Annotated in this window: 18 protein-coding genes; 13 read left to right on the forward strand and 5 right to left on the reverse strand. The window is 69.9% G+C overall.

The window, feature by feature from the left end; genetic code table 11:
* Positions 1 to 15: 15 nt before the first annotated feature.
* From ACEU5R_RS11500 to fabG, 3 genes are read right to left on the reverse strand one after another with little or no spacing between them, the layout of a single operon-like run.
* Entirely contained in the window at positions 16 to 2,115 is a 2,100-nt protein-coding gene (locus ACEU5R_RS11500) for an acetate--CoA ligase family protein (RefSeq protein ID WP_392410229.1), read from the reverse strand.
* Positions 2,112 to 2,576 carry a MaoC/PaaZ C-terminal domain-containing protein gene (locus ACEU5R_RS11505; protein WP_103274791.1) on the reverse strand — a complete coding sequence of 155 codons (465 nt, stop codon included), beginning with the start codon at positions 2,574 to 2,576 and terminating at the stop codon, positions 2,112 to 2,114. Before ACEU5R_RS11505 ends, ACEU5R_RS11500 begins: the two co-directional genes overlap by 4 nt.
* A 35-nt stretch (positions 2,577 to 2,611) precedes the next feature.
* Positions 2,612 to 3,364: a 3-oxoacyl-ACP reductase FabG gene (fabG, locus tag ACEU5R_RS11510; RefSeq protein ID WP_392410230.1), complete on the reverse strand. Its 753-nt coding sequence runs from the start codon at positions 3,362 to 3,364 to the stop codon at positions 2,612 to 2,614.
* A gap of 197 nt (positions 3,365 to 3,561) precedes the next feature.
* Here fabG and ACEU5R_RS11515 point away from each other — a divergent pair, with 197 nt between their 5' ends.
* From ACEU5R_RS11515 to ACEU5R_RS11560, 10 genes are all read left to right on the forward strand, one after another.
* Positions 3,562 to 4,527 carry a tripartite tricarboxylate transporter substrate binding protein gene (locus tag ACEU5R_RS11515; RefSeq protein WP_392410232.1) on the forward strand — a complete coding sequence of 322 codons (966 nt, stop codon included), beginning with the start codon at positions 3,562 to 3,564 and terminating at the stop codon, positions 4,525 to 4,527.
* A gap of 41 nt (positions 4,528 to 4,568) precedes the next feature.
* Entirely contained in the window at positions 4,569 to 5,552 is a 984-nt protein-coding gene (locus ACEU5R_RS11520) for a Bug family tripartite tricarboxylate transporter substrate binding protein (RefSeq protein WP_392410233.1), read from the forward strand.
* 52 nt (positions 5,553 to 5,604) lie between these two features.
* The gene (locus tag ACEU5R_RS11525; protein WP_392410234.1) at positions 5,605 to 6,462 is read left to right on the forward strand and encodes a MaoC/PaaZ C-terminal domain-containing protein; all 858 of its coding nucleotides are present in this window, start codon (positions 5,605 to 5,607) and stop codon (positions 6,460 to 6,462) included.
* Positions 6,459 to 8,024: an AMP-binding protein gene (locus ACEU5R_RS11530; protein ID WP_233772465.1), complete on the forward strand. Its 1,566-nt coding sequence runs from the start codon at positions 6,459 to 6,461 to the stop codon at positions 8,022 to 8,024. Before ACEU5R_RS11525 ends, ACEU5R_RS11530 begins: the two co-directional genes overlap by 4 nt.
* Positions 8,025 to 8,040: 16 nt before the next feature.
* Complete coding sequence (locus tag ACEU5R_RS11535) at positions 8,041 to 9,180, forward strand: acyl-CoA dehydrogenase family protein (RefSeq protein WP_392410235.1); 1,140 nt, start codon at positions 8,041 to 8,043, stop codon at positions 9,178 to 9,180.
* Between the two features lie 23 nt (positions 9,181 to 9,203).
* The gene (locus ACEU5R_RS11540; protein WP_103274785.1) at positions 9,204 to 10,355 is read left to right on the forward strand and encodes an acetyl-CoA acetyltransferase; all 1,152 of its coding nucleotides are present in this window, start codon (positions 9,204 to 9,206) and stop codon (positions 10,353 to 10,355) included.
* Positions 10,356 to 10,357: 2 nt separating this feature from the next.
* Positions 10,358 to 10,768, forward strand: a complete 411-nt coding sequence (locus tag ACEU5R_RS11545) for a Zn-ribbon domain-containing OB-fold protein (protein ID WP_103274784.1) — start codon at positions 10,358 to 10,360, stop codon at positions 10,766 to 10,768.
* Between the two features lie 84 nt (positions 10,769 to 10,852).
* Positions 10,853 to 11,227, forward strand: a complete 375-nt coding sequence (locus tag ACEU5R_RS11550; RefSeq protein WP_392410237.1) for a cytochrome c — start codon at positions 10,853 to 10,855, stop codon at positions 11,225 to 11,227.
* A 155-nt stretch (positions 11,228 to 11,382) separates the two neighbouring features.
* Positions 11,383 to 13,065 (forward strand): VRR-NUC domain-containing protein, encoded by a 1,683-nt coding sequence (locus ACEU5R_RS11555; protein ID WP_392410239.1) that lies wholly within the window; start codon positions 11,383 to 11,385, stop codon positions 13,063 to 13,065.
* Positions 13,062 to 15,329, forward strand: a complete 2,268-nt coding sequence (locus ACEU5R_RS11560; protein ID WP_392410240.1) for an ATP-dependent DNA helicase — start codon at positions 13,062 to 13,064, stop codon at positions 15,327 to 15,329. The genes ACEU5R_RS11555 and ACEU5R_RS11560 overlap by 4 nt, the downstream gene beginning before the upstream one ends.
* Before the next feature lie 43 nt (positions 15,330 to 15,372).
* On the opposite strand, the gene ACEU5R_RS11565 is transcribed toward ACEU5R_RS11560, so the two are convergent.
* Together ACEU5R_RS11565 and ACEU5R_RS11570 are read right to left on the reverse strand one after the other, a co-directional pair.
* Positions 15,373 to 15,789 carry a group III truncated hemoglobin gene (locus ACEU5R_RS11565; RefSeq protein WP_392410264.1) on the reverse strand — a complete coding sequence of 139 codons (417 nt, stop codon included), beginning with the start codon at positions 15,787 to 15,789 and terminating at the stop codon, positions 15,373 to 15,375.
* Positions 15,790 to 15,947: 158 nt separating this feature from the next.
* Positions 15,948 to 17,468: an MFS transporter gene (locus tag ACEU5R_RS11570; RefSeq protein WP_392410242.1), complete on the reverse strand. Its 1,521-nt coding sequence runs from the start codon at positions 17,466 to 17,468 to the stop codon at positions 15,948 to 15,950.
* Positions 17,469 to 17,633: 165 nt separating this feature from the next.
* Here ACEU5R_RS11570 and ACEU5R_RS11575 point away from each other — a divergent pair, with 165 nt between their 5' ends.
* The 3 genes from ACEU5R_RS11575 to ACEU5R_RS11585 all read left to right on the forward strand — a co-directional run bounded on the left by ACEU5R_RS11575 (position 17,634) and on the right by ACEU5R_RS11585 (position 22,151).
* A complete protein-coding gene (locus ACEU5R_RS11575) occupies positions 17,634 to 18,518 on the forward strand; it encodes a LysR substrate-binding domain-containing protein (RefSeq protein ID WP_103274779.1) in 885 nt (294 codons plus the stop codon).
* Positions 18,519 to 18,778: 260 nt separating this feature from the next.
* Complete coding sequence (locus ACEU5R_RS11580) at positions 18,779 to 20,248, forward strand: amidase (RefSeq protein WP_392410244.1); 1,470 nt, start codon at positions 18,779 to 18,781, stop codon at positions 20,246 to 20,248.
* 283 nt (positions 20,249 to 20,531) lie between these two features.
* Positions 20,532 to 22,151 (forward strand): methyl-accepting chemotaxis protein, encoded by a 1,620-nt coding sequence (locus ACEU5R_RS11585; protein WP_103274777.1) that lies wholly within the window; start codon positions 20,532 to 20,534, stop codon positions 22,149 to 22,151.
* Position 22,152: the final 1 nt, after the last annotated feature.

A 22,152-nucleotide genomic window follows, 5' to 3' on the forward strand; every position in this document is an offset into this window, starting at 1 on the left:
TGTTCCCGGTAGTGGTCAGTCGGCCCGCGCCTCGCCCTGGAAGGCGAGCAGCGCGTCCAGCGGCACCGCGCCCTGTCCGGCGGCGCCGACCCAGACGGGGTTGAGTTCCAGTTCGTGCAGCGTGTCGCGATGTTGCCAGGCGAAGTCGGACACCCGCAGGATCAGCGCCTCCAGCGCGGCGAAATCGGCGGGCGCCTGGCCGCGCACGCCGTCCAGGATCTCGACATGGCGGATCTCGCGCGTCAGCGCGCGCGCATCCTCGGGCGAGAGCGGGATCATGCGGTGCGCCACGTCGCGCAGGGTCTCGACGTAGATGCCGCCCAGGCCGAAAGTCATCACCAGGCCGAAGGCCGCGTCGCGGTGCACGCCGATCAGCACCTCGCGCCCGCCCGGCGGCAGCATGCGCTCGACCAGCACGCCGTCGATGCGGGCGTCGGGACGGTGGCGCGCCACGGCCTCGTGGATGGCGGCATGGGCCTGGCGCGCCGCGTCTTCCGAGGCGATGCCCAGCCTGACGCCGCCGGCCTCGGTCTTGTGCAGGATCTGCGCGCTGACCACTTTCATGACCACGGGAAAGCCCAGCGCGGCGGCATGGGCGGCGGCCTCGTCGGCGCTGCGCGCGATCCGTCCGGCGGGCATGGGCAGGCCGGCGTCGCGCAGCATCGCCTTGGCGTCGGCTTCGCTGAGCGCGCGCGCGTCGCTGGCCGCCGGGGGCAGGGCGGCGGGGGGCGCCGGCTCGGCTTTCCAGGCGATGGCGCGGGACAGGGCGGCGATGGCGTCCGACAGCGACAGGAAGGGCAGCAGGCCCGCCCGTTCCATCACGGAGTAGCCGTCGCTCAGCCGGCGGCTCATCCAGACCGGCACGATCAGGGTGTCCGTCCGCGAGGCCACCGAGACGATGGATGCGGCCATCGCGTCCGTGATGGCGCCATAGTCCATCGGAATCGGATACAGCACCGTGCCGACCGAGGGATCGGCGCACAGGATGCGCAGGCATTCGGCCGAGACTTCCGGATTGCGCAGGATGTCGGCGGTGGTGTCCACCGGATTGCCGATGCTGGCGAAATCCGGCAGCAGCGCGGCCAGGGCGGCTTGCGTGGCGGGCGCCAGTCCGGCCATCGGCAGGCGCGCCGCGCCGGCCAGGTCGGCGGCCAGCGCGGCGGTGCCGCCTGAAAACGTGTAGATGCACAGCCCGTTGCCGCTCTTGGCCGAGGCGCGCGTCAGCAGTTGCGATACGGCCAGGAGCTGGTCCAGGTCGTCGACCTCGATGGCGCCGAACTGCCGGAACACCGCGCTATTGACGGCGGCCGTGCCCGCCACCGAGGCGGTATGCGACTGGGCCGCGCGCACGCCGGCCTCGGAGCGGCCGACCTTCAGCACCACCACGGGCTTGCCGCGCTCGCGCGCCAGCTGCAAGGCGGCGGTCAGGCGGCGGCCGTCCTTCACGCCTTCCATCAGCAGCGCGATCACGCGGATCCGGGGATCGGCCGCCATGTGGGCGACGAAATCGGGAATCTCCAGGTCGACCTCGTTGCCGGCGGAGAACCACAGCCCCACGCCTTCGCCATGGGACAGGCCTTGCAGCAGGTTGCGGCCCAGCCCTCCGCCCTGCGTGGCCAGGCCGATGCCGCCGCTGTTCAGGTCGTCCTTGAAGGCGGGCGAGAAGGTCATGCCGATGCGGTCGCGCACGTTCACGAAGCCGGGGCAGTTCGGTCCGTAGACGTGCAGGCCGGTGTCGCGGCACAGCTCTGCGATCTCGCGTTCCAGGCGCCGGCCTTCTTCGCCGGCCTCGGAGAAGCCGGAGGTCATGACGACGGCATAGGGAATGCCGCGCCGCACGCACTGCTTGAGCGTGTCCAGCACGCGCGCGGCGTTGACCATCACCAGCGCGACGTCGATGTCGCCTGCCGGCAGGTCGCTGATCGAGGGCCAGCAGCGGCGTCCGCCGATTTCCTCGTAGGCCGGGTTGACCGGATAGACCTCGCCCGGCGCCGTGGAATGCAGCGCCAGGTTCTCGTACAGCCGGCGTCCCTGGCTGGATTCGCGCGGCGACGCGCCGACCACGGCGATGCCGCGCGGGTTGATGAAGCGGGTCAGGTCCGCGAAGGGTTTCATGCCTGGCTCTCCATGGGCCGCATCAGCATGGCGAAATCGGCTTGCGCCACGACTTCGCCGCGTTGGTTGATGGCTTCCCGCCGGAATACCACCTTGTCCTTGCCGGGGCGGTGGTTGGCGGTCCTTTCGGCCACCGTCACCCGCACGAAGATCGTATCGCCGATGAAGGTCGGCTTCGGAAAGCGGCAATGCAGATCGATCAGCGCCAGCACATGGGGCTCCAGGCGGCGGTAGCCGCTGGACTGGGTAGTCAGGCCGGACAGCACCGACAGCACCAGCAGACCGTGGGCGATGCGCTGCCCGAAGGGCGTGCCCTTGGCGTATTCGTGGTCGACGTGCAGCCGGTTGAAATCGCCCGACAGGCAGGCGAAGCCGACGATGTCGCTCTCGGTGATGGTGCGGCCGGCGGACTCGAACACATGGCCGACGTCCAGCGGGCCGCAGGCAGGGGCTTCAGGCATGGGCGGCTCCGGGGGCGATGGCGGGAACGAGGGCGTCACGAGGCATAGCGGCCGCCGGTCACGTGCAGCAGTTCGCCGGTGATGAACGAGGCGCGCTCCGAGGCCAGGAAGGCGACCGCGTCGGCGATGTCCTCGACCACGCCCAGGCGCTGGACCGGCTGGCGCGCCAGCGCGTTGGCGCGCAGCATGTCGTAGGTGGACAGGCCGCGCACCAGCGGAGTTTCGATCAGGCCCGGGGCGATGGCGTTGGCGGTGATGTTGAACTTGCCCTGCTCCAGCGCCAGCGCGCGGGTGAAGCCGATCAGGCCGGCCTTGGCGGCGGAGTAGTTGGTCTGGCCGGGGTTGCCCCAGTGCGCGCGCGAGGCGATGTTGATCACGCGGCCCCACTTTCTTTCCATCATGGAGGGCAGGGCCGCCCGGGTGCAGTGGTAGGCGCCTTTCAGGATGGTGTCGACCACGGCGTCCCAGTCCGCTTCCGGCATCTTGAGCAGATACTTGTCGCGGGTGAAGCCGGCGTTGTTGACCAGGATGTCGATGCCGCCGTAGGCGCGCGCTGCCTCGTCGGCCATGGCCCGCACCTGGCCGTCGTCGCAGACGTCCAGCACGGCGCCGATGGCCTCGAAGCCGGCTTCCTTCAAGCCGGCGACAGCCTGGCGCACGGAGTCGGGGTCGATGTCGGTGATCACGATGCGCGCGCCTTCGCGCGCCAGCGCCAGGGCCGAGGCGTAGCCGATGCCGCGGCCGGATCCGGTGATGACGGCGACTTTGCCGGTGAGCTGCAAATCCATGTTTCGGTTCCCTTTTCCTGGCCGCGCGGCGGGCTGGCCGCCTCGGCGTCCGCTGTGTTAATCATACGAGATGCCGAATCAATATACACACAGCCGTAAAAGTTGACAATTAAATCCGATGTGCGGGTATAGTGTTTGGCATGTCGGATAAATAAGCAGCGCCCGGCATGCCTTCCATCCTCTCAGGAGATCCACCCATGGCAATGTTGAAGGGACTGTTGGCCGCCGTGCTGAGCCTGGCCGCGACGGGCGCGGCCAGCGGCGCCGGCGCCTATCCGGACAAGCCGGTGCGCCTGTACGTCGGCTTCGCGCCGGGCGGCGCCACCGACCTGCTGGCCCGGCTGTACGCCAAGAAGCTCGGCGAGAAGTTCAACCAGACGTTCATCGTGGAGAACCGGCCCGGCGCCGGCGGCAATATCGCCATCCAGGCCCTGGCGCAGGCGCCGGCCGACGGCTACACGATCGCGATGGCGGCGAACTACGTGGCCGCCAACGCGGCGATGCAGCGCAACCCCTATGACTGGGAGCGCGACCTGATGCCGATCGGCATGGTGGCGTCGACCCCGAACATCCTGGTGGTGCCGGCGGCCTCGCGGCTGAACGGCGTGGCCGATCTGGTCCGCGAGGCCCGCAAGTCGCCCGGCAAGCTGACCTTCGGCTCGGCCGGCATGGGGTCTTCCATCCATCTGGCGGGCGAGCTGTTCAAGGTGATGGCTGGCGTGGACATGACCCACGTGCCCTACAAGGGCGTGTCGCCGGCCGAGGTGGATCTGGTCTCGGGCACCGTCGACATGATGTTCGGCAGCGTTTCCACGGCCATTCCGCTGGTGCAGTCGGGCAAGCTCAAGGCGCTGGCCGTGACCGGGCGCGAACGGATGAAGGCCATGCCGGACCTGCCCACCATCGAGGAGGGCGGGCTGAAAGGCTATGACGTGGAAGCCGTCTATTTCCTGGCGGCGCCGGCGCGCATCCCGCAACCGGTCCTGAAGACGCTGACCGAGGCGGTCGCGCAGATCAACCGCGAACCCGATGTGCGCGAATTCATGGACCGCATTTATGCGCGTCCGCTGACGGGCGGCCCGGACGAGGCCAGGGCCTTCCTGGCGGCGGAAGAGCGCAAGTGGCGGGACGTGGTGCAGGCCACCGGACTGACCGTGAACTGAGCGCGGCCGGACCACAAGAAAAAAACACAGGAGACTCCACCATGAACGTATCCAGACGCGCCGCGCTGGCGCTGCTGGCCGGCCTGACGGCCGGCCTTGCCCTGCCGCCATCCGCCCGGGCGGCCGGCGACTACCCCAACAAGCCGCTGCGGCTGATCGCGCCCAGCTCGCCGGGCGGCATCCTCGACATCACCAGCCGCGTGGTCGGCAAGAAGCTGTCCGAGCTGCTCAAGCAACCGGTCGTGGTCGAGAACGTGGCCGGCGCCGCCGGCATCCTGGGCATGCAGAGCATGTTGCGGGCCGAGCCGGACGGCTACACGCTCATCATGGGCAGCAGCGGACCGAACGCGGTCAATTACACGCTCTACGACAAGCTGCCTTACCGCATGGAGGATTTCGCGCCGGTGGCGCGCGTCATCACCATGCCGAACGCGCTGGTGGTCAACGCCAGCTCGCCGGTCAAGACGCTGGCGGACTTCCGCGCCCATGCCAAGGACAAGCCCGGCGGCCTGTCGATGGCGGTGTCCATGATCGGCACCTCGGGCCACCTGGGCGGCGAACTGCTGAAGAACCGCCTCGGCATCGCCGCCGTCACCGTGCCGTACAAGGGCGCGGCGCCCGCCACCAACGACCTGCTTGCCGGACAAGTCGATTTCACGGTGGAGAACGTCATCACCGTGGCGCCGCTGGTCAAGGCGGGCCGGCTGCGCGCGCTGGCCGTGACCACGCGCGAGCGCAGCCAGATCCTGCCCGACGTGCCGACACTGGCCGAGCAGGGCTACCCGGACATCGACGTCGGCGCCTGGCTGGGCGTGCTGGTCTCGGCCAAGACGCCGCCGGCCGTGGTCGCCCGCCTGAACGAAGCGCTGAACGCCGCGCTGGCCGACCCGGACGTGAAGCAGCAGCTGGCGCAGCAGGGCGGCATTGTCCAGGGCGGCACGCCGGCCGAGTTCGACGGCTTCATCCGCTCGGAAAAGGTCCGCTGGGAAAAGATCATCAAGGCCGCCGGCATCAAGGCGGAGTGACGGCGGGGCGGGCGGCGTTCCGGCGCCGGCCCGCGACGCACAAGGAGAGGCAATGGCTATCGACTATCAACGCCTGCGGGCATGGACGTTCGACGACCGCGTCGACCGCTACACCGCGCGCGACTGCATGATCTATGCGCTGGGACTGGGTTATGGCGGCGATCCGCTGGACGAAGCCGAGCTGCGCTACGTGCATGAACAGGACACGGCGGTGGCGCCCACCTTCCTGGCCACGGTGGGCGCGCCCAACGGCTGGGCGGCCGATCCGGCCACCGGCATCGACTGGCTGCGCATCCTGCACGGCGAGCACCGCATGGCGTTCCATGCCCCCTTGCCCGCGCAGGCCGAGGTGCGCAGCCGGACCCGCGTCACGCGCGTGGTCGACAAGGGCGCCGGCAAGGGCGCGCTGGTGGTCACGGCGCGCGAGATTTCCGACGCCGGCAGCGGCCAGCCGCTGGCCACCGTCGAGCACGTGTCGTTCTGCCGCGCCGATGGCGGCTTCGGCGCGGGCGACGAACCGCCGCCGGCGCTGCCGGCGCCGCCGGAGCGCGCGCCCGACGAGTCCGTGCTGCTGCCCACGCTGCCGCAGCAGGCGCTGCTGTACCGGCTGAATGGCGACCTCAACCCGGTGCACGCCGTGCCGCGCATGGCGCGCGAGGCGGGCTTCGACCGGCCCATCCTGCATGGGCTGTGCACCTATGGCATGGCCGGCCGCGCGCTGGCGCGGGCCTGCGGCCAGGGCGGCAAGCGCCTGGCTAGCATCGCCACGCGCTTTTCCGCGCCGTTCTTTCCCGGCGAAACGCTGCGCGTGGACATTTGGCGCGATGGCGGGCGGCTGCAGTTCCGCGCCTGGGCGCAGGAGCGTGGCGTGGCGGTGCTGAACAACGGCGTGGCGGAGCTGGCGGCATGAACGAGGAAACCCGCAACATCCCGCCGATCGTGGCCTACGCCCGCCAGATGCCGGACCGCGTCGCCTACCGCATGCTGCCCTCGGGCGCGACCGTGACCTGGCGCGAGCTGGAGCAGCGCAGCCGGCGCTGCGCGGCCGCGCTGCTGGCGGCGGGCCTGCGCACGGGCGACGTGGTCGCGGTCTTCCTGGAAAACCATCCGCGCTACTTTGAGCTGCTGTGGGCGGCGCATCGCATCGGTCTGTACTACACGACCATCAGCCGCCACCTCAAGCGCGAAGAGGCGCAGTACATCATCGCGGACTGCGATGCGCGCGTGCTGTTCCATTCCAGCCATACCCAGGCCGAACTCGATCCGGCCCGGCTGGACGCGGCGGGCGTGATCCGGATCTCGATGGACGGCGCGGCGGCGGGCGCGGCGGACTACGAAGACTGGCTGGCGCGTCAGCCCGAGGACGTGTCGCTGCCGGACACGCCCGAGGGCACGGATTTCCTGTATTCCTCCGGCACCACCGGCCTGCCCAAGGGCATCAAGCGCCCATTGGCGCAGGCCAACCGCTATTTCCGCGTCGGCGAGGCGCCCAGCAGCGCCTGGAAGGCCTTCGGCCCGGACACGGTCTACCTGTCCACCGCGCCGTTCTACCATGCCGCGCCGGTGCGCTGGAACATGGCCGTGCTGCGCGCCGGCGGCAGCTGCGTGATGCTGGAGAAGTTCGACGCCGCCGCCGCGCTGGCGGCGATCGCCGTGCACCGGGTCACGCATTCGCAATGGGTGCCGACCATGTTCATCCGGCTGCTGCGCCTGCCGGACGAGGAACGCGCGCGCCATGACCTGTCCTCGCTGCGCTACGCGGTGCACGCGGCCGCGCCGTGCCCGGCCGAGGTCAAGCAGGCCATGATCCGCTGGTGGGGGCCGATCCTGTACGAGTACTACAGCGGCACCGAGCTGGTCGGGCGCACCTCGCTGGGCTCCGAGGAATGGCTGGCGCATCCCGGCTCGGTGGGCCGGCCCGAGTTCGGCCGGGTGCATATCGTCAGCGAGGACGGCGAGCGGGAACTGCCGCCGGGGCAGCCGGGCGTCATCTATTTCTCGGGCGGCGGCGCCTTCGAATACCACAAGGATCCGGCCAAGACGCGCAAAGCCTACAACGCGCGCGGCTGGGCCACCTATGGCGACATCGGCTACCTGGACGCGGACGGCTATCTGTACCTGACGGACCGGCTGTCCAACATGATCGTGTCGGGCGGCGTGAACATCTATCCGCAGGAAGCCGAGAACCTGCTGTGCACGCATCCGGCCGTGGCCGACGTGGCCGTGATCGGCGTGCCGGACGCCGAGTTCGGCGAGGCGGTCAAGGCCGTGGTGCAACTGCGCGAACCGTCGGACGCGGGCCCGGCGCTGGCGCAGGCGCTGATCGATTATTGCCGCGCCCGCCTGTCTCCCATCAAGTGCCCCAAGAGCGTGGACTTCTCCGCGGACATGCCGCGCACCGAGACCGGCAAGCTGCTCAAGCGGCTGGTCAAGCAGCGCTATTGGCCGGCCGGGGAGGGCATCGCCCGATGACAAGCAAGGAACACGCATGAATCCGAAACGCACGCTGTTCGCGCCCGAGCACGAGCTGTACCGCGACATGGTCGCCCGTTTCATCGCCGAGCGGATCACGCCGCACCATGAGCAATGGGAGCATGAGGGCATGGTGCCGCGCGAGCTGTGGCGCCAGGCCGGCCAGGCCGGCCTGCTGCTGCCCAGCACGCCGGAATCGTATGGCGGCGGCGGGGGCGATTTCCTGCACACGCTGGCCGTGGTGGAGGAGATCGCCCGCGCGCTGGCCACCGGCGTGACAGGCTTCACCACCCATTCCGACATCGTGGCGCCGTACCTGCTCAATTTCGGCACCGAGGACCAGAAGCTGCGGCATCTGCCGGCCATGGCGCGCGGCGACACGGTGGCCTCGCTGGCGATCACGGAGCCCGGCGCGGGCAGCGACGTCAAGGCCATCCGCAGCACGGCGGCCCGCGTCGACGGCGGCTATCTGCTCAACGGCCAGAAGACCTTCATCACCAACGGCTTTCACGCCGACCGCGTGCTGGTGGCGGCCAAGACCGATCCGGCGGCCGGCGCGCGCGGCATCAGCCTGTTCTGGGTGGACGCGGCCACGCCGGGCTTCACGCGCGGCCGGCTGCTGGACAAGGTCGGCCAGCGCGCCCAGGACACCGCCGAGCTGTTCTTCCAGGACGTGCTGGTGCCCGACGCGGACCTGCTGGGCGAGCCGGGGCAGGGCTTTGGCTACATGATGAAGGAGCTGGCGCGCGAACGGCTGATGATCGCCGCGCGCTGCGCCATGGCGCTGGAAAGCGCGCTGCAATGGACGGTGGACTACGCCAGGCAGCGCCAGGCGTTCGGCAAGGCGCTGCTCGACAACCAGTACATCCGCTTCAAGCTGGCCGACATCAAGACGCTGGCCGCCGCCACCCGCGCATTCGTCGACGGCTGCGTGCGCCAGTACCTGGACGGCGAGCTGGACGCGGCCGGCGCGGCCATGGCCAAGCTGTGGGCGGCCGAGGCCACCCGCGCCATCGACGATCTGCTGCAGTTCCACGGCGGCTACGGCTACATGCGCGAATACCCGATCGGCAGGGCGTACACGGACGTCCGGCCGAACCGCATCTACGGGGGCGCCTCGGAGATCATGCGCGAGCTGATCGCCCGGACGCTCTGAGCACAACAGGCTGAGGACCATCCATGAAATCTTCCAAACCGGTCGCCATCGTCGGCGCCGCCGAATCGGACCTGGGCAAGGTGCCCGGCATGACGTCGCTGGACCTGCAGGCGCAGGCGGCGGCCCGCGCGCTGCGCGACGCGGGCCTGGCGCTCAAGGACGTGGACGGGGTGTTTGCCCATGTCGACGACAAGTTCGCCGGCCTGCAGCTGGCCGAATACCTGGGCATCCGTCCGCGCTACGTCGATTCGACCAGCGTCGGCGGCATGTCCAACGTCATGCACGTGCGCCACGCGATGGCGGCGATCCAGGCGGGCATGTGCGAGGTGGCGTTGGTGGCCTACGGCAGCACCCAGCTGTCGGACGGCTCGCGCAAGGTCGGCGGCGCGCCCGAGGACATGCGCATGCCGCGCGGGCAATTCATCACCCCCTATGGCCAGCTCAGTCCCATTGGCTACTACGCGATGGTGGCGCAGCTGCACATGCAGCGCTACGGCACCACCCATCGCGACCTGGCGGAAGTGGCGGTGGCGGCGCGCAGATGGGCGCAGCTCAATCCCCATGCCTACCGGCGCGAGGACACGTCGATCGACGAGGTGATGGCCTCGCGCCTGATCGCGGACCCGCTGCGCCAGCGCGACTGCTGCCTGGTGACCGATGCCGGCGGCGCCTTCATCCTGACCACGGCCGAGCGCGCCCGCTCACTGCGCCGTCCGCCGGTGCATGTGCTGGGCATCGCCGAGTCCTTTTCGCATCACTACACGCCGTTCAATACTTCCGACTGGCTCGACACCAACGTGGCGGCGACGGCGGACGCGGCGCTGGCGATGGCCGGCGTCACGCGCCAGGACATTGACGTGGTGCAGATCTATGACCACTTCACCATCGGCGTGATTCAGTCGCTGGAAGAACTGGGCTTCTGCAAGCGCGGCGAGGGCGGCGCATTCGTGGCCGGCGGCCGGCTGGCGCCGGGCGGGGACTTTCCCATCAACACCTCGGGCGGCGGCCTGTCCTACAACCATCCCGGGCAGTTCGGCATGCTGCTGCTGCTCGAAGCGGTGCACCAGCTGCGCAAGGAATGCGGCGAGCGGCAACTGCCCAAGGCCGAGCTGGCGCTGGTGCACGCGCCCGGCCTGGTGTTTTCCTGCAATACCACCCTGATTCTCGGAGCCTGACCATGGAAACCGTGCAACGTCCGCTGCCGCAACCCACCCGCATCACCCAGCCGTATTGGGACGCGGCCAGGGAGGGCCGCCTGGTGATCCAGCAGTGCGCCCATTGCAAGGCGCGCCAGTTCTTCCCGCGCGAATTCTGCACGGCCTGCCTGTCGGCAGACCTGGACTGGATCGAATGCAGCGGCAAGGGCGCCGTGTACACCTACACCATCAACCGGCGCGGCGCCGGCGCGGCCTTCGGCGAGCGGGTGCCCTACGTGGTCGCGGCGATCGACCTGGACGAGGGCGTGCGCATGATGGCCAACATCGTCGACAGCCCGCCGGAGGCGGTGCGCATCGGCAGCCGCGTGCGGGTCTGCTTCGAGCGGGTGTCGGACGATATCGCGCTGCCGCAATTCACCTTGGACGGCTGAGCCGGATCGGGTGCGCGGCTGCTATGATTGCCGCCCCAATTCACCGGGGGCGGATCAAATCCGCACCCTCCGAGCAGCAAAATAATGAAAGCACTCTGTATCGCCGCGCTGGGCGTTTCCCTGCTTGTCCAGGCATCGCCGTCCTTCGCGGATGCCGGCAATGGGAAAAAGCTCTTCCTGGCGCGATGCGCGATGTGCCACGGCGCGGATGCCAAGGGCACAGGGCCATTGGCCAACAAGAGCAATCCGCCGACGCCCGACCTGACGACGGCCGCGTTCCGGAAACGCCTGACCGACTATCCGGGCGTCATCGTTTCCTCGGTCATCCTGCGGCCCAATGGCGACCTGATACCCAGGACGCTGCGGGAGAATGGCGTGAAGCTGGCGCCGCACGCCTGGACGGTCCAGGACTTCCGCGATCTGAATCAGTACATGAGCGGCCTGATCACCAGGAAATAGCAGTCTTCGGGCGACTTCACCGCCCGCGAGACGATCGCGCCCCGGCCGGCAATCAAGGTAATATGTGGATATCCATCCAGTATTTTGCCGGGGCCTGGAACTGACAGGGCCGCGCTCGCGGCCATCCCGTCACTCCCAGCCCGCCGGCCCGGCCGATGTTTCCTCCGCACCGTTATTACTACCTGCACAACTTCCAGCGCGCGCTGGCCTGGGTGGCCGAGCGCTATGACGATGTGCTGGACGAGCCGCAGCGCCGTTTCGTCGCCGACTACGCGGCCTTGCCGCAGCCGTCGCAGGCGCTGCTGGCGCGGTTGCTGCTGCGGCGCGGGCCGTGGTTCCGCGCCAGCGGCCTGATCTACGAGGAAATCGGCCCGGCCGAGACGGCCGCCGCGCCGCTGGAGGCGCTGGGCTGGCTGGACCGGGACGCGGCCATGACGCCGGATGAACTGTTCGGCCTGCATACCAAGCCCGAATTGCTGCGGCTGTTTCCCCATCTTCCCGCGTCGGCGCGCAAGGCCGAGCTGCTGGACGCGCTGCGCGCCCGGCAGCCCGACGCGAAACCCTATCGGGACTGGCATCCGGACGCCGGCGAAGCCGTCTGGCGCCTGATGGCGGGCGAGGTCTGCGAGCGCTTCCGGCTGATGTTCTTCGGCAACCTGCATCAGGACTGGTCGGAGTTCGTGCTGGCCGACCTGGGCGTGTTCCAGTACGAGAGCGTGCCTTTCGACGCGGCCTCGCGCGCATTCCAGTCGCGCGCCGACGTGGACCGCTACCTGGCTTTGCATGCCTGCCGCGCGGCGCTGGACGAGACGCCGCTGGCGGCGACGGACGCGCGGCTGGACGCCTTGTTGGCTCAGGTCCAGGCCTGCGCCAGCGCCAATCGCTGGCTGGAGCAGCGCCGCGCCAAGGTGCTGCTGCGCATCGGCCAGGCCTGCGAACGGGCGGGCGACTGGCCGGCGGCGGAACGGGTGTACGCGCAATGCGCCTATCCGGGCGCGCGCCACCGCCGCATCCGCGTGCACGAACGCATGGCATTGCTGCCCGAGGCGCTGGCGCTGGCGGAACAGGCCCTGGCCGCGCCTGAAAGCGAAGAGGAAGCGCAGCGGGTGGCGCGCATGTTGCCGCGTCTGCGGCGGGCGCTGGGCCAGCCCCGACCGCCGGCCGCCGGGTTGCGCGCCGCGCCGCGTCACGACCTGGTGCTGCCCCGGCCGGCGGACGGCCTGCCGGTGGAACTGGCCGTGCGCGACCACTGGCACCGCGACGAGGCGCCGGCGCACTATGTCGAGAACACGCTGTTCAACGCGCTGTTCGGCCTGCTGTGCTGGCCGGCGGTGTTCGCGCCGGTGCCGGGCGCATTCTTCCATCCGTTCCAGCGCGGTCCCGCCGACCTGGGCGCGCCCGATTTTCCGGCGCGCCGCGCCGCGCAGTTCCAGGCCTGCCTCGCGCTGCTGGACACGCCGGAGTATCGCGACGAGATAGGGCGCCGCTACCGCGACAAGCAGGGCCTGCAGTCTCCCTTCGTATCCTGGGACGCGCTGTCCGAACCGCTGCTGGCGCTGGCGCTGGATTGCGTGCCGGCGGCTCACCTGAAGCGCGTGTTCGAGCGCCTGCTGTCCGACGTCAAGACCAACCGTTCCGGCCTGCCTGACCTGATCCGCTTCTGGCCGGATGAAAAGCGCTATGAGTTGGTCGAGGTGAAGGGTCCCGGCGACAAGCTGCAGGACAACCAGATCCGCTGGCTGGACTATTGCCTGTCGCACGGCATGCCCGTCAGCGTCTGCCATGTGCGCTGGCAGGACATGGACGTCGCGCCCGCCTCGCAGGGAGAAGGCCGATGAGCTGCGTGGCCGCCGTGCGCACGCTGTGCGAGTTCACCGCGCGTGCCGGCGACCTGGACCTGCGCTTCACGCCCGCGCCGACCGGCCAGGAAGGCGTGGCCGGGCACGGCGTGGTGACGGGCCGGCGCGGCCCCGGCTATGAAACCGAGATTGCCCTGTCCGGCGAATACGGCGAACTGCTGGTACGCGGCCGCGCCGACGGCTACGACCCCGCCGCCAAGCGCCTGGAAGAGATCAAGACCTATCGTGGACGCCTGGACAGCGTGCGCGAGAACCACCGCGCCGCGCACTGGGCGCAGGCCAAGGTCTACGGCCATCTGCTGTGCCAGGCGCGCGGCCTGCCCAGCCTGACGGTGGCGCTGGTGTATTTCAACGTCGCCACCGAAGAGGAAACCATGCTGGCCGAGACGCATCCGGCGGCCGAGCTGGAGGCGTTCTTCAACGCGCAGTGCGAGCGCTACCTGGCCTGGGCGCGGCAGGAGCAGGCGCACCGGGGCGCGCGCGACGCGGCGCTGGAGGCACTGCGCTTTCCGCACGAATTCCGCAGCGGCCAGCGCGAGCTGGCGGTGGCCGCCTACCGCAAGGCGCGCGATGGCGGCTGCCTGCTGGCGCAGGCGCCGACCGGCATCGGCAAAACGCTGGGCACCTTGTTTCCGCTGCTCAAGGCCGCGCCCGAGGCCGGCCTGGACAAGCTGTTCTTCCTGGCCGCCAAGGGGCCGGGCCGCGCGCTGGCGCTGCAGGCGCTGGACACGCTGAACGCGCAGCCGGCCGCGCTCGGCCTGCGGGTGCTGGAGCTGCAGGCGCGCGACAAGCTCTGCGAGCATCCGGACAAGGCGTGCCATGGCGAGTCCTGCCCGTTGGCGCGAGGCTTCTACGACCGCCTGCCGCGGGCCCGCGCCGGCGCGCTGGCGCACGGCCGCATGGACGCCGCCGCGCTGCGCCAGGTCGCGGCGGCGCACGACGTCTGCCCCTATTACCTGGCGCAGGAATTGACGCGCTGGAGCGACGTGGTGGTGGGTGACTACAACTATTACTACGACGCCACGGCCATGCTGCACGCGTTGACGCAGGCCAGTCAGTGGAAGGTCGCAGTGCTGGCGGACGAGGCGCATAACCTGGTCGACCGCGCGCGTCGCATGTACACCGCCGAGCTGTCGCAGGCCACGCTGGCCGGCGCGCGCCAGGCCGCGCCCAAGCCGCTGAAGATGGCGCTGGACGGGTTGCACCGCTCCTGGCAGGCCTTCAACCGCAAGCAGGCCGAGCCGTACCAGGCCTATGACGCGCCGCCGGCGGGCGTGCTGGCCGCGCTGCAGAAGGCCACGGCGGCGATCACCGAGGCGCTGGCCGAGATGCCGCTGGCGCAGGACGATCCGGTGCTGGCCTTCCATTTCGAGGCGCTGCACTTCCAGCGCCTGGCCGAGCTGTTCGGCCCGCACGCGCTGTTCGACGCCACGCTGGCGCAGCCGGGCGCGGCCGGCGCCAAGACGCCGCTGTCCACGCTCTGCGTGCGCAATGTGATTCCCGCGCCGCACCTGGCCGGGCGCTTCGCGACCGCGCATGCCACGGTGCTGTTCTCGGGCACGCTCAGTCCGCCGCGCTTCTTCCAGGACACGCTGGGCCTGCCCGCCGCCACCGACTGGATCGACGTGGCCGCGCCGTTCCGGGCCGAGCAGCTGGACGTGCGAGTGGCCGGCCATGTGTCCACGCGCTACCGCGACCGCGAGCGTTCGCTCGAGCCCATCGCGGACCTGATCGCCAGCCAGTACGCCAGCCGGCCGGGCAACTACCTGGGTTTCCTGAGCAGCTTCGACTATCTGGCGCGGGTGGCCGAACTGATGCGCGCGCGCCATCCGCAGGTGCCGGTCTGGCAGCAGACGCCGGGCATGGACGAGGCGAGCCGCGCGGCCTTCCTGGCGCGCTTCACGGAAGAGGGGCGCGGCGTGGGCTTCGCGGTGCTGGGCGGCGCCTTCGCCGAGGGCGTGGACCTGCCCGGCAAGCGGCTGATCGGCGCCTTCATCGCCACGCTGGGGCTGCCGCAGGTCAATCCGGTGAACGAGAACATGCGGCGCCTGCTGGACGCGCGTTATGGCCAGGAACACGGCTACGACTACGCCTATCTGTACCCGGGCATGCAGAAGGTGGTGCAGGCGGCCGGCCGCGTGATCCGCACGGAGCACGACAGCGGCACGGTGCACCTGATCGACGACCGCTACCGCCGCGCCAAGGTGCGCGCGCTGCTGCCGGCCTGGTGGACGCTGCGCTGAGCGCGGTTGGCCGGGAACGCTGCGGAGTGTTGTCCGGCCGTCGTCAGTGGGGCGGCGTGGCCGGCCGCAACTCGGCCAGCGGCAGGCTGGGATCGCGGCTCAGCTGGTAGCCGTACCAGAGGCTGCGCGCCATGCGCTGCGCCATCTGCATCGCGGCGTCGGCCATCGGGCGGTTGGGCAGCGCGGCGGTGGTCTGGCCGAACAGGACCAGCCAGCGTTCGAACAAGGCGGCGCTGAGATTGGGCATGGCCACGTGCGTGGGCATGGGCATGCCGGCAAAGCGCCGCGTGCCCAGCAGCACGGCCGACCAGAAATCCGACAGCCGCGTCAGGTGCTCGTCCCAGTCGTGGACCATGCCGTTGAACACCGGTCCCAGGAGCGCGTCGGACCGGACCTTGCCATAGAAGGTCTCGACCAGGTCCCGGATATCGTCTTCAGTGCAGAGGGGCGGCGTGTCCAGGATCGTCTCCGGGCGGAAGTGAAGGCAGGCGATCTTAGAGCGCGCCACAGCGACCCGGCTTGATCTGGCGCAAGCGTGGCGGCGGGCAAGTCGCGCCTCGCGGCGAGCGGGGCGGGCCGGTCCCGGCGGCACGCATGCTCCCGGGGCAGGGCGGACGCTCAGGCCGTGACCCGGCCGCCGGCGAGCGCGCCTTCGCGCCTGCCGAGCAGCGCGTAGATCAGCACGGCGGTCAGCGCCGCGATGGCCGCCAGCACCCGCAGCACGATGCCGAAGGCCTGGCCGTAGCTCTGGCGCAGCAGGTCGGCCGCGCCCGGCAGCAGGGCGGACGCCTCGGCCAGCTGACCCAGCGCGGCGCGGTTCGCGGCCAGGGCCAACGCGGGGTCGGCGGGCAGCGCCGCGCCCAGCCGCGCCTGGATCAGGAAGGCCAGCAGCGCGCTCAGCACCGCGATGGCCACGCCGTCGGCCGACACCCGCACCGTGTTGAAGATGCCGGTGGCCATGCCGACCTTGTCCTTGTCCACCACGCTGACCGCCAGCGCATCCATCAGGCCCCAGGGCAGGCCGATGCCGGCGCCGATCAGGCCCATGGGCAGGAGCAGGCCGCCGCCTTGCGCCAGGGCGTCGTCCAGCATGAGCAGGCCGCCGCCCGCGACCAGCAGGCCCGCCGCCGACAGCAGGCCGTGGCTGAACCAGCGCGTCAGCAGCGCGGCCAGGAAGGGCACGACCAGCAGCGGCGCGGCCAGGCCGATCATGAGCTGGCCGGCCGCCAGCGCGCCGTAGCCGTCCATGCCGATGAAGCGTCCCGGCAGCATGGCGATCAGCGCGATGAAAAGAAAGGCGGGCGAGGCGGCCAGCGCCTGCACGCCGACGAAGCGGGCGTTGCGGAACAGGCCCAGCTCCAGCAGCGGGCTGGCGATGCGGCGCTCGACGCGCACGAAGGCCACGGCCAGCACGGCCGAGGCCAGCAGCGCGGCGAGCACGCCGGGGCTGCGCCAGCCGGTTTCGGGCGCCAGCAGCATGCCGCAGGTGAACAGGCCCAGCGCGCCGGTGAAGCACAGCGCGCCGCGCCAGTCGAGCCGGCCGCGCATGCCGGCGGGCGCCGCGCGCACGCTGGCCGCCACCAGCGCCGCGCCCAGCAGGCCGACCAGGCCGGTGGCCAGGAACACCCAATGCCATCCCGCTGCTTCCACCAGCCAGCCGGAGGCCAGCGGACCGAAGGACAGGCCGATGCCAAAGGTGGTGCCCAGCAGGCTGAAGGCGCGGGCGCGCGCCGCGCCGTGGAACAGCGGCGCCAGCGAGGACATGGCGGCGGCGAAGGCGGCCGCGCCGCCCGTGCCCTGGACCAGCCGCAGCACGTCCATCCAGAAGACCGACGGCGCCAGCGGCAGCAGGAAAGTGGCGGCGCAGAACAGCGCCAGTCCCAGCAGCCAGACGCGGCGCGGGCCGATCAGGTCGACCAGGCTGCCGGCCACCATGATGACGCTGCCATAGGCCAGGATGTAGCCGTTGAGCACCCAGTTCAGCTCGACGGGTGTGCCGCCCAGGGCCTGGCTGATGGACGGCAGCACCACGGCCGGGCCGGTGAAGCAGAGCGGAATGAGCAGGGCGGTCAGGCAGGCGGAAAGCAGCTGCAGCCAGCGCCGGGAAGTCGAGGAAACGGAGTTCGGGTCAGTCGTCATGTTGCGGGAAGCCAAGAGGAGAGGCGCGCCTGGCGCCACGGTCCCGGCAAGAATAGGGGGCTGGCCGTTAAAGAAAAACAGGCTAGTATTCCGAATATTCAGGACATTGAAGTCCGTAATGCAGAAGTCCGCGGCACCGTCGCGGCAAGCCAGGGAGCGGTAGCGATGGACAGCCTGAGCGGCATCAGCGTGTTCGTGCTGGTGGCGGAAACGCGCAGTTTCTCCGAGGCGGGACGCGTGCTGGGCGTGTCGCCATCGGCGGTGGGCAAGAGCGTGGCGCGCATGGAGGAACGGCTGAAGGTGCGGCTGTTCCACCGCAGCACGCGGCATATCGCGCTGACGCCGGAAGGCGAGATGTTCCTGGAGCGCTGCCGCCGCATCCTGTGCGAGGTCGAAGCGGCCGAGCTGGAGCTGTCAGAGGCGTCCGATGCGCCGCGCGGCAAGCTGCGGGTGAGCCTGCCGCGCTACAGCGGCCTGTTCGAGCCGGCCATCGCCGAGTTCATGCAGCGCTATCCCGACGTATCGCTGGACCTGGATTTCACCGACCGCATGGTCGACGTGATCGGCGACGGCTATGACGCTGTGGTGCGCACGGGCGAGATGGACGATTCCGGGCTCAAGCGCCGGCGGCTGGGCGCGTTCCGCCGCATCCTGGTGGCGTCGCCCGAGTACCTGCGCCAGCACGGCGAGCCGCGCAAGGCCGCCGACCTGCATCGCCACGCCTGCCTGCATTACCGCTATCCCAGCACCGGCCGGCTCGAGCGCTGGCCGCTGAAGACGGCGGCCGAGGCGCAGGCGCCCGAACTGCCGCTGACGCTGGTCTGCAATAGCGTGGAGATGCGTATCCACCTGGCGCTGAACGCGCAGGGCATTGTCTGCCTGCCGGACTTCACCGTGCGCCGGGAGCTGGCCGAGGGCAGTCTGCGCATCGTGATGGAAGAGCGCACCCGGGGCAACGGCACCTTGTGGGCGTTGTGGCCGGCGAGCCGGCATGTTTCTCCCAAGCTGCGGGTCTTCATCGACCATCTGGCGCAGCGCCTGTTCCCCTGAAGGGCGGTGCGTCGACGCAAACTGCCCCCGCTTTTCGCGATAACGAAATAAATTCCTATTTGCGTGAATGCGCGGCCGGCGGCCCGTCCTCGGACCACGCGCAACTCGAGCGCCCGAGCCGGTCCGATGTCTGGCGCCGCAGTTTCGCGCTGCCGCGAACGGCCGCGCGGCGTAGTATATGCGCGGGGACCGGGGCCACGATGCCTCGGCCCGACAAAACGACAGCGCGCCGCCGCAGGCCGCGCCACAAGGAGAAAAGCATGCATGCAGCCGCCGCCCAGCCGGCCCTGAACGATATCGTCGCCCTGTCGGCGCAGGCTCTGTCGGATGCCATACGCCAGCGTCATGTGTCGTGCCGTGAAGTCATGGCCGCCTATCTGACGCATATCGACCGCGTCAATCCGGCGGTCAACGCCATCGTGGCGCGCCGGGACAGCGACGCGCTGCTGCGCGAAGCCGATGTCCGTGACGCCGAGCTGGCGGCCGGCCATTGGCGGGGCTGGCTGCACGGCGTGCCGCAGGCCCCCAAGGACCTGACGGCGGTGCGCGGCATGGTGACGTCGATGGGCTCACTGGTGTTCAAGGATCAGGTGACGGCGCACGATTCCATCATCGCCGAACGCATGCGCGCGGCCGGCGCGATCTTCATCGGGCGCAGCAACGTGCCCGAGTTCGGCCTGGGTTCGCATACCTACAACCAGGTCTACGGCATCACCCGCAATCCCTATGACCTGACGCGCAGCGCCGGCGGCAGCAGCGGCGGGGCGGCCGCGGCATTGGCGGCGCGCATGCTGCCGGTGGCCGACGGCAGCGACTTTGGCGGCTCGCTGCGCAATCCGGCGGGCTTCTGCAATGTTTACGGTTTCCGGCCCTCGGCGGGCCGCGTGCCCTACGGCCCGGCGCCGGAAGTGTTCCTCAAGCAGCTGGCCTACGAAGGGCCGATGGGTCGCAGCCCGCGCGACGTGGCGTTGATGCTGTCGGTGCTGGCCGGCCATGACCGCCGCGTGCCCTTGTCGCTGACCGGCGATCCGGCGCAGTTCGCGCAGCCGCTGGACGCCGACCTGCGCGGCAAGCGCATCGGCTGGCTGGGCGACTGGGGCGGCCACCTGCCGATGGAGCCGGGGGTGCTGGCGCTGTGCGAGGCGGCGCTGGAGGATCTGCGGACGGTGGGCTGCGAGGTCGACGCCCATTGCGTGCCGTTCGACGGCGAGCGTCTGTGGCGCATCTGGCTGGTGCATCGCCACCTGATGGTGGGCGGCCAGTTCCAGGCGCTGCTGCAGGATCCGGCCAAGCGCGCGCTGGTCAAGCCGGCGCTGGTCTGGGAAGTGGAGGGCTTGTCAGGCATGACCGCGCAGCAGGTCTATCAGGCATCCACCGAGCGCAGCGCCTGGTATCAGACGGTGTTGGCCATGTTCGAGGAGTTCGACTATCTGGCCGTGCCCACGGCCCAGGTCTTTCCCTTCGACGCCGAGCTGGACTGGCCCAAGCGGATCGCGGACCGCGACATGGACACCTACCACCGCTGGATGGAGGTGGTGACGCCCTGGACGCTGTCCGGCTGCCCGGTGATCAGCGTGCCGGCCGGCTTCGGCCAGGCCGGCCTGCCGGCGGGATTGCAGCTGATCGGGCCGCCCCAGGGCGACCTCGACGTGTTGCGGTTGGCCCATGCTTACGGGCAGGCGCGGGACTGGGTGTCGGCCCGGCCGCCGACGGCGCTCTGGGCCGGTTGAACGGCGCGAGAACCGGGGCCGGACTGCCGGCTTCGGTACGGTCTGACAGGGAAAAAGACAAGCCCGTTGTAACCGAGCTTTGCTTTTTCCCGACGGGAACGGGCTTTATTGGGGGTTGCCCCCCTATTTTCATGGCTTGCCGGCGACGGCTTTGCAATAATTGTTGGATCTTTGAACACCTCCGTAATGGACGGGGGGCCAGCGTCGCCGCAAGCGGCGCCGGAACATCCCTCGGCGCGGCCCGCATGACGGACCGCGCCGTTTTCGCACAAGGTCCCCCGGCATGAAGAATCTGACTCTGCGCCAACGCATCCTCGCCAGCTTCCTGGTCATCCTGGCCATCATGACGCTGATGGTGGTGGTCGACTACCGTCGGCTGCTGCACATCGAGGCCGAGGCCATGACCATCAGGGATGACGCGGTGCCGGGCCTGTACTACAGCACCGAGATCCGCTCGGCCTGGTTCGGCGGCTTCGTGGCGCTGCAGGACGCCTTTCGCGCGGACACCGAGCAGGAGCGCCGCACGCTGCTCGACACGCTGCCGAAAAGCGATCAGGCGCTCGATGCCAACGTCGAGCATTACCGCCGCACCATGTCGCGCGCCGACGACATCAAGATGTTCGAGAGCTTCGAGAAGGCGCTGCAGGAATACAAGCGCATCCGCGGCGACATCCTGGGCGCTTCCGGGCAGGTCGACCAGGCGCGCATTGAGGCCCGGATCAAGACCGAGTTGCGCCCCGCCTTCTATTCCGGACGCGAATTGATCGCCCAGATCGTGGCGGCCAACAAGGCGCAGGCCGACCTGTCCAGCACCAGCATCGGCAAGGCCGTGGACACCGCCGAATACGGCATGCTGATCTCGCTGGCCATGGCCATCGTCGCGGCCATCATCTGCGGCTACCTGCTGTTGCGCGCCATCGTCGATCCCATGCGCGACATCGTCCGCACCCTGGAACTGACCGGCAGCGGCGATCTCAGCCGTCGCCTGCGCCTGGCGCGCAAGGACGAATTCAACGCCATCGAAACCGGCTTCAACGGCATGGTGGACGAGCTGACCGGCCTGGTCGGCAAGACCCAGCGCTCGGCCGTGCAGGTCGCCACCTCGGTCACCGAAATCGCGGCCACGTCCAAGCAGCAGCAGGCCACCGCGTCCGAAGTGGCGGCCACCACCACCGAGATCGGCGCCACCTCGCGCGAGATTTCCGCCACTTCGCGCGAGCTGGTGCGCACCATGACCGAGGTGTCGGGCGCGGCCGAGCAGACCGCCTCGCTGGCCGGCAGCGGCCAGGTCGGCCTGGCGCGCATGGAAGACACCATGCGCAACGTGGTGGACGCGGCCGGCTCGGTCAACGCCAAGCTGGCCATCCTGAACGAGAAGGCCGGCAACATCACCCAGGTCGTGACCACGATCACCAAGGTGGCCGACCAGACCAACCTGCTGTCGCTGAACGCCGCCATCGAGGCGGAAAAGGCCGGCGAGTATGGCCGCGGCTTCGTGGTCGTGGCCACCGAGATCCGCCGCCTGGCCGACCAGACCGCCGTCGCCACCTATGACATCGAGCAGATGGTGCGCGAAATCCAGTCCTCGGTCTCGGCCGGCGTGATGGGCATGGACAAGTTCTCCGAGGAAGTGCGGCGCGGCATGGCCGACATGCAGCAGGTCGGCGATCAGCTGTCGCAGATCATCCAGCAGGTGCAGACGCTGGCGCCGCGCGTGCAGATGGTCAACGAAGGCATGCAGGCCCAGGCCACCGGCGCGGAGCAGATCAACCAGGCCCTGCAGCAGCTCAGCGACGCCGCGCAGCAGACCGTGGAATCGCTGCGCCAGTCCAGCCTGGCCATCGAGGAACTGACGCTGGTGGCCAACGACCTGCGCAGCGGCGTGTCCCGCTTCAAGGTGTGAC

This window comes from Achromobacter sp. 413638, from assembly GCF_043119405.1.
Taxonomy (GTDB): Bacteria; Pseudomonadota; Gammaproteobacteria; order Burkholderiales; family Burkholderiaceae_B; genus Achromobacter.

Coding starts and splice junctions, on each gene's coding strand:
- fabG (WP_392410230.1), bottom strand. CDS start 3,364: ATGGATTTGCAGCTCACCGGCAAAGTCGCCGTCATCACCGGATCCGGC.
- ACEU5R_RS11535 (WP_392410235.1), top strand. CDS start 8,041: ATGAATCCGAAACGCACGCTGTTCGCGCCCGAGCACGAGCTGTACCGC.
- ACEU5R_RS11500 (WP_392410229.1), bottom strand. CDS start 2,115: ATGAAACCCTTCGCGGACCTGACCCGCTTCATCAACCCGCGCGGCATC.
- ACEU5R_RS11525 (WP_392410234.1), top strand. CDS start 5,605: ATGGCTATCGACTATCAACGCCTGCGGGCATGGACGTTCGACGACCGC.
- ACEU5R_RS11505 (WP_103274791.1), bottom strand. CDS start 2,576: ATGCCTGAAGCCCCTGCCTGCGGCCCGCTGGACGTCGGCCATGTGTTC.
- ACEU5R_RS11515 (WP_392410232.1), top strand. CDS start 3,562: ATGGCAATGTTGAAGGGACTGTTGGCCGCCGTGCTGAGCCTGGCCGCG.
- ACEU5R_RS11575 (WP_103274779.1), top strand. CDS start 17,634: ATGGACAGCCTGAGCGGCATCAGCGTGTTCGTGCTGGTGGCGGAAACG.
- ACEU5R_RS11550 (WP_392410237.1), top strand. CDS start 10,853: ATGAAAGCACTCTGTATCGCCGCGCTGGGCGTTTCCCTGCTTGTCCAG.
- ACEU5R_RS11560 (WP_392410240.1), top strand. CDS start 13,062: ATGAGCTGCGTGGCCGCCGTGCGCACGCTGTGCGAGTTCACCGCGCGT.
- ACEU5R_RS11545 (WP_103274784.1), top strand. CDS start 10,358: ATGGAAACCGTGCAACGTCCGCTGCCGCAACCCACCCGCATCACCCAG.
- ACEU5R_RS11570 (WP_392410242.1), bottom strand. CDS start 17,468: ATGACGACTGACCCGAACTCCGTTTCCTCGACTTCCCGGCGCTGGCTG.
- ACEU5R_RS11540 (WP_103274785.1), top strand. CDS start 9,204: ATGAAATCTTCCAAACCGGTCGCCATCGTCGGCGCCGCCGAATCGGAC.
- ACEU5R_RS11555 (WP_392410239.1), top strand. CDS start 11,383: ATGTTTCCTCCGCACCGTTATTACTACCTGCACAACTTCCAGCGCGCG.
- ACEU5R_RS11580 (WP_392410244.1), top strand. CDS start 18,779: ATGCATGCAGCCGCCGCCCAGCCGGCCCTGAACGATATCGTCGCCCTG.
- ACEU5R_RS11530 (WP_233772465.1), top strand. CDS start 6,459: ATGAACGAGGAAACCCGCAACATCCCGCCGATCGTGGCCTACGCCCGC.
- ACEU5R_RS11585 (WP_103274777.1), top strand. CDS start 20,532: ATGAAGAATCTGACTCTGCGCCAACGCATCCTCGCCAGCTTCCTGGTC.
- ACEU5R_RS11520 (WP_392410233.1), top strand. CDS start 4,569: ATGAACGTATCCAGACGCGCCGCGCTGGCGCTGCTGGCCGGCCTGACG.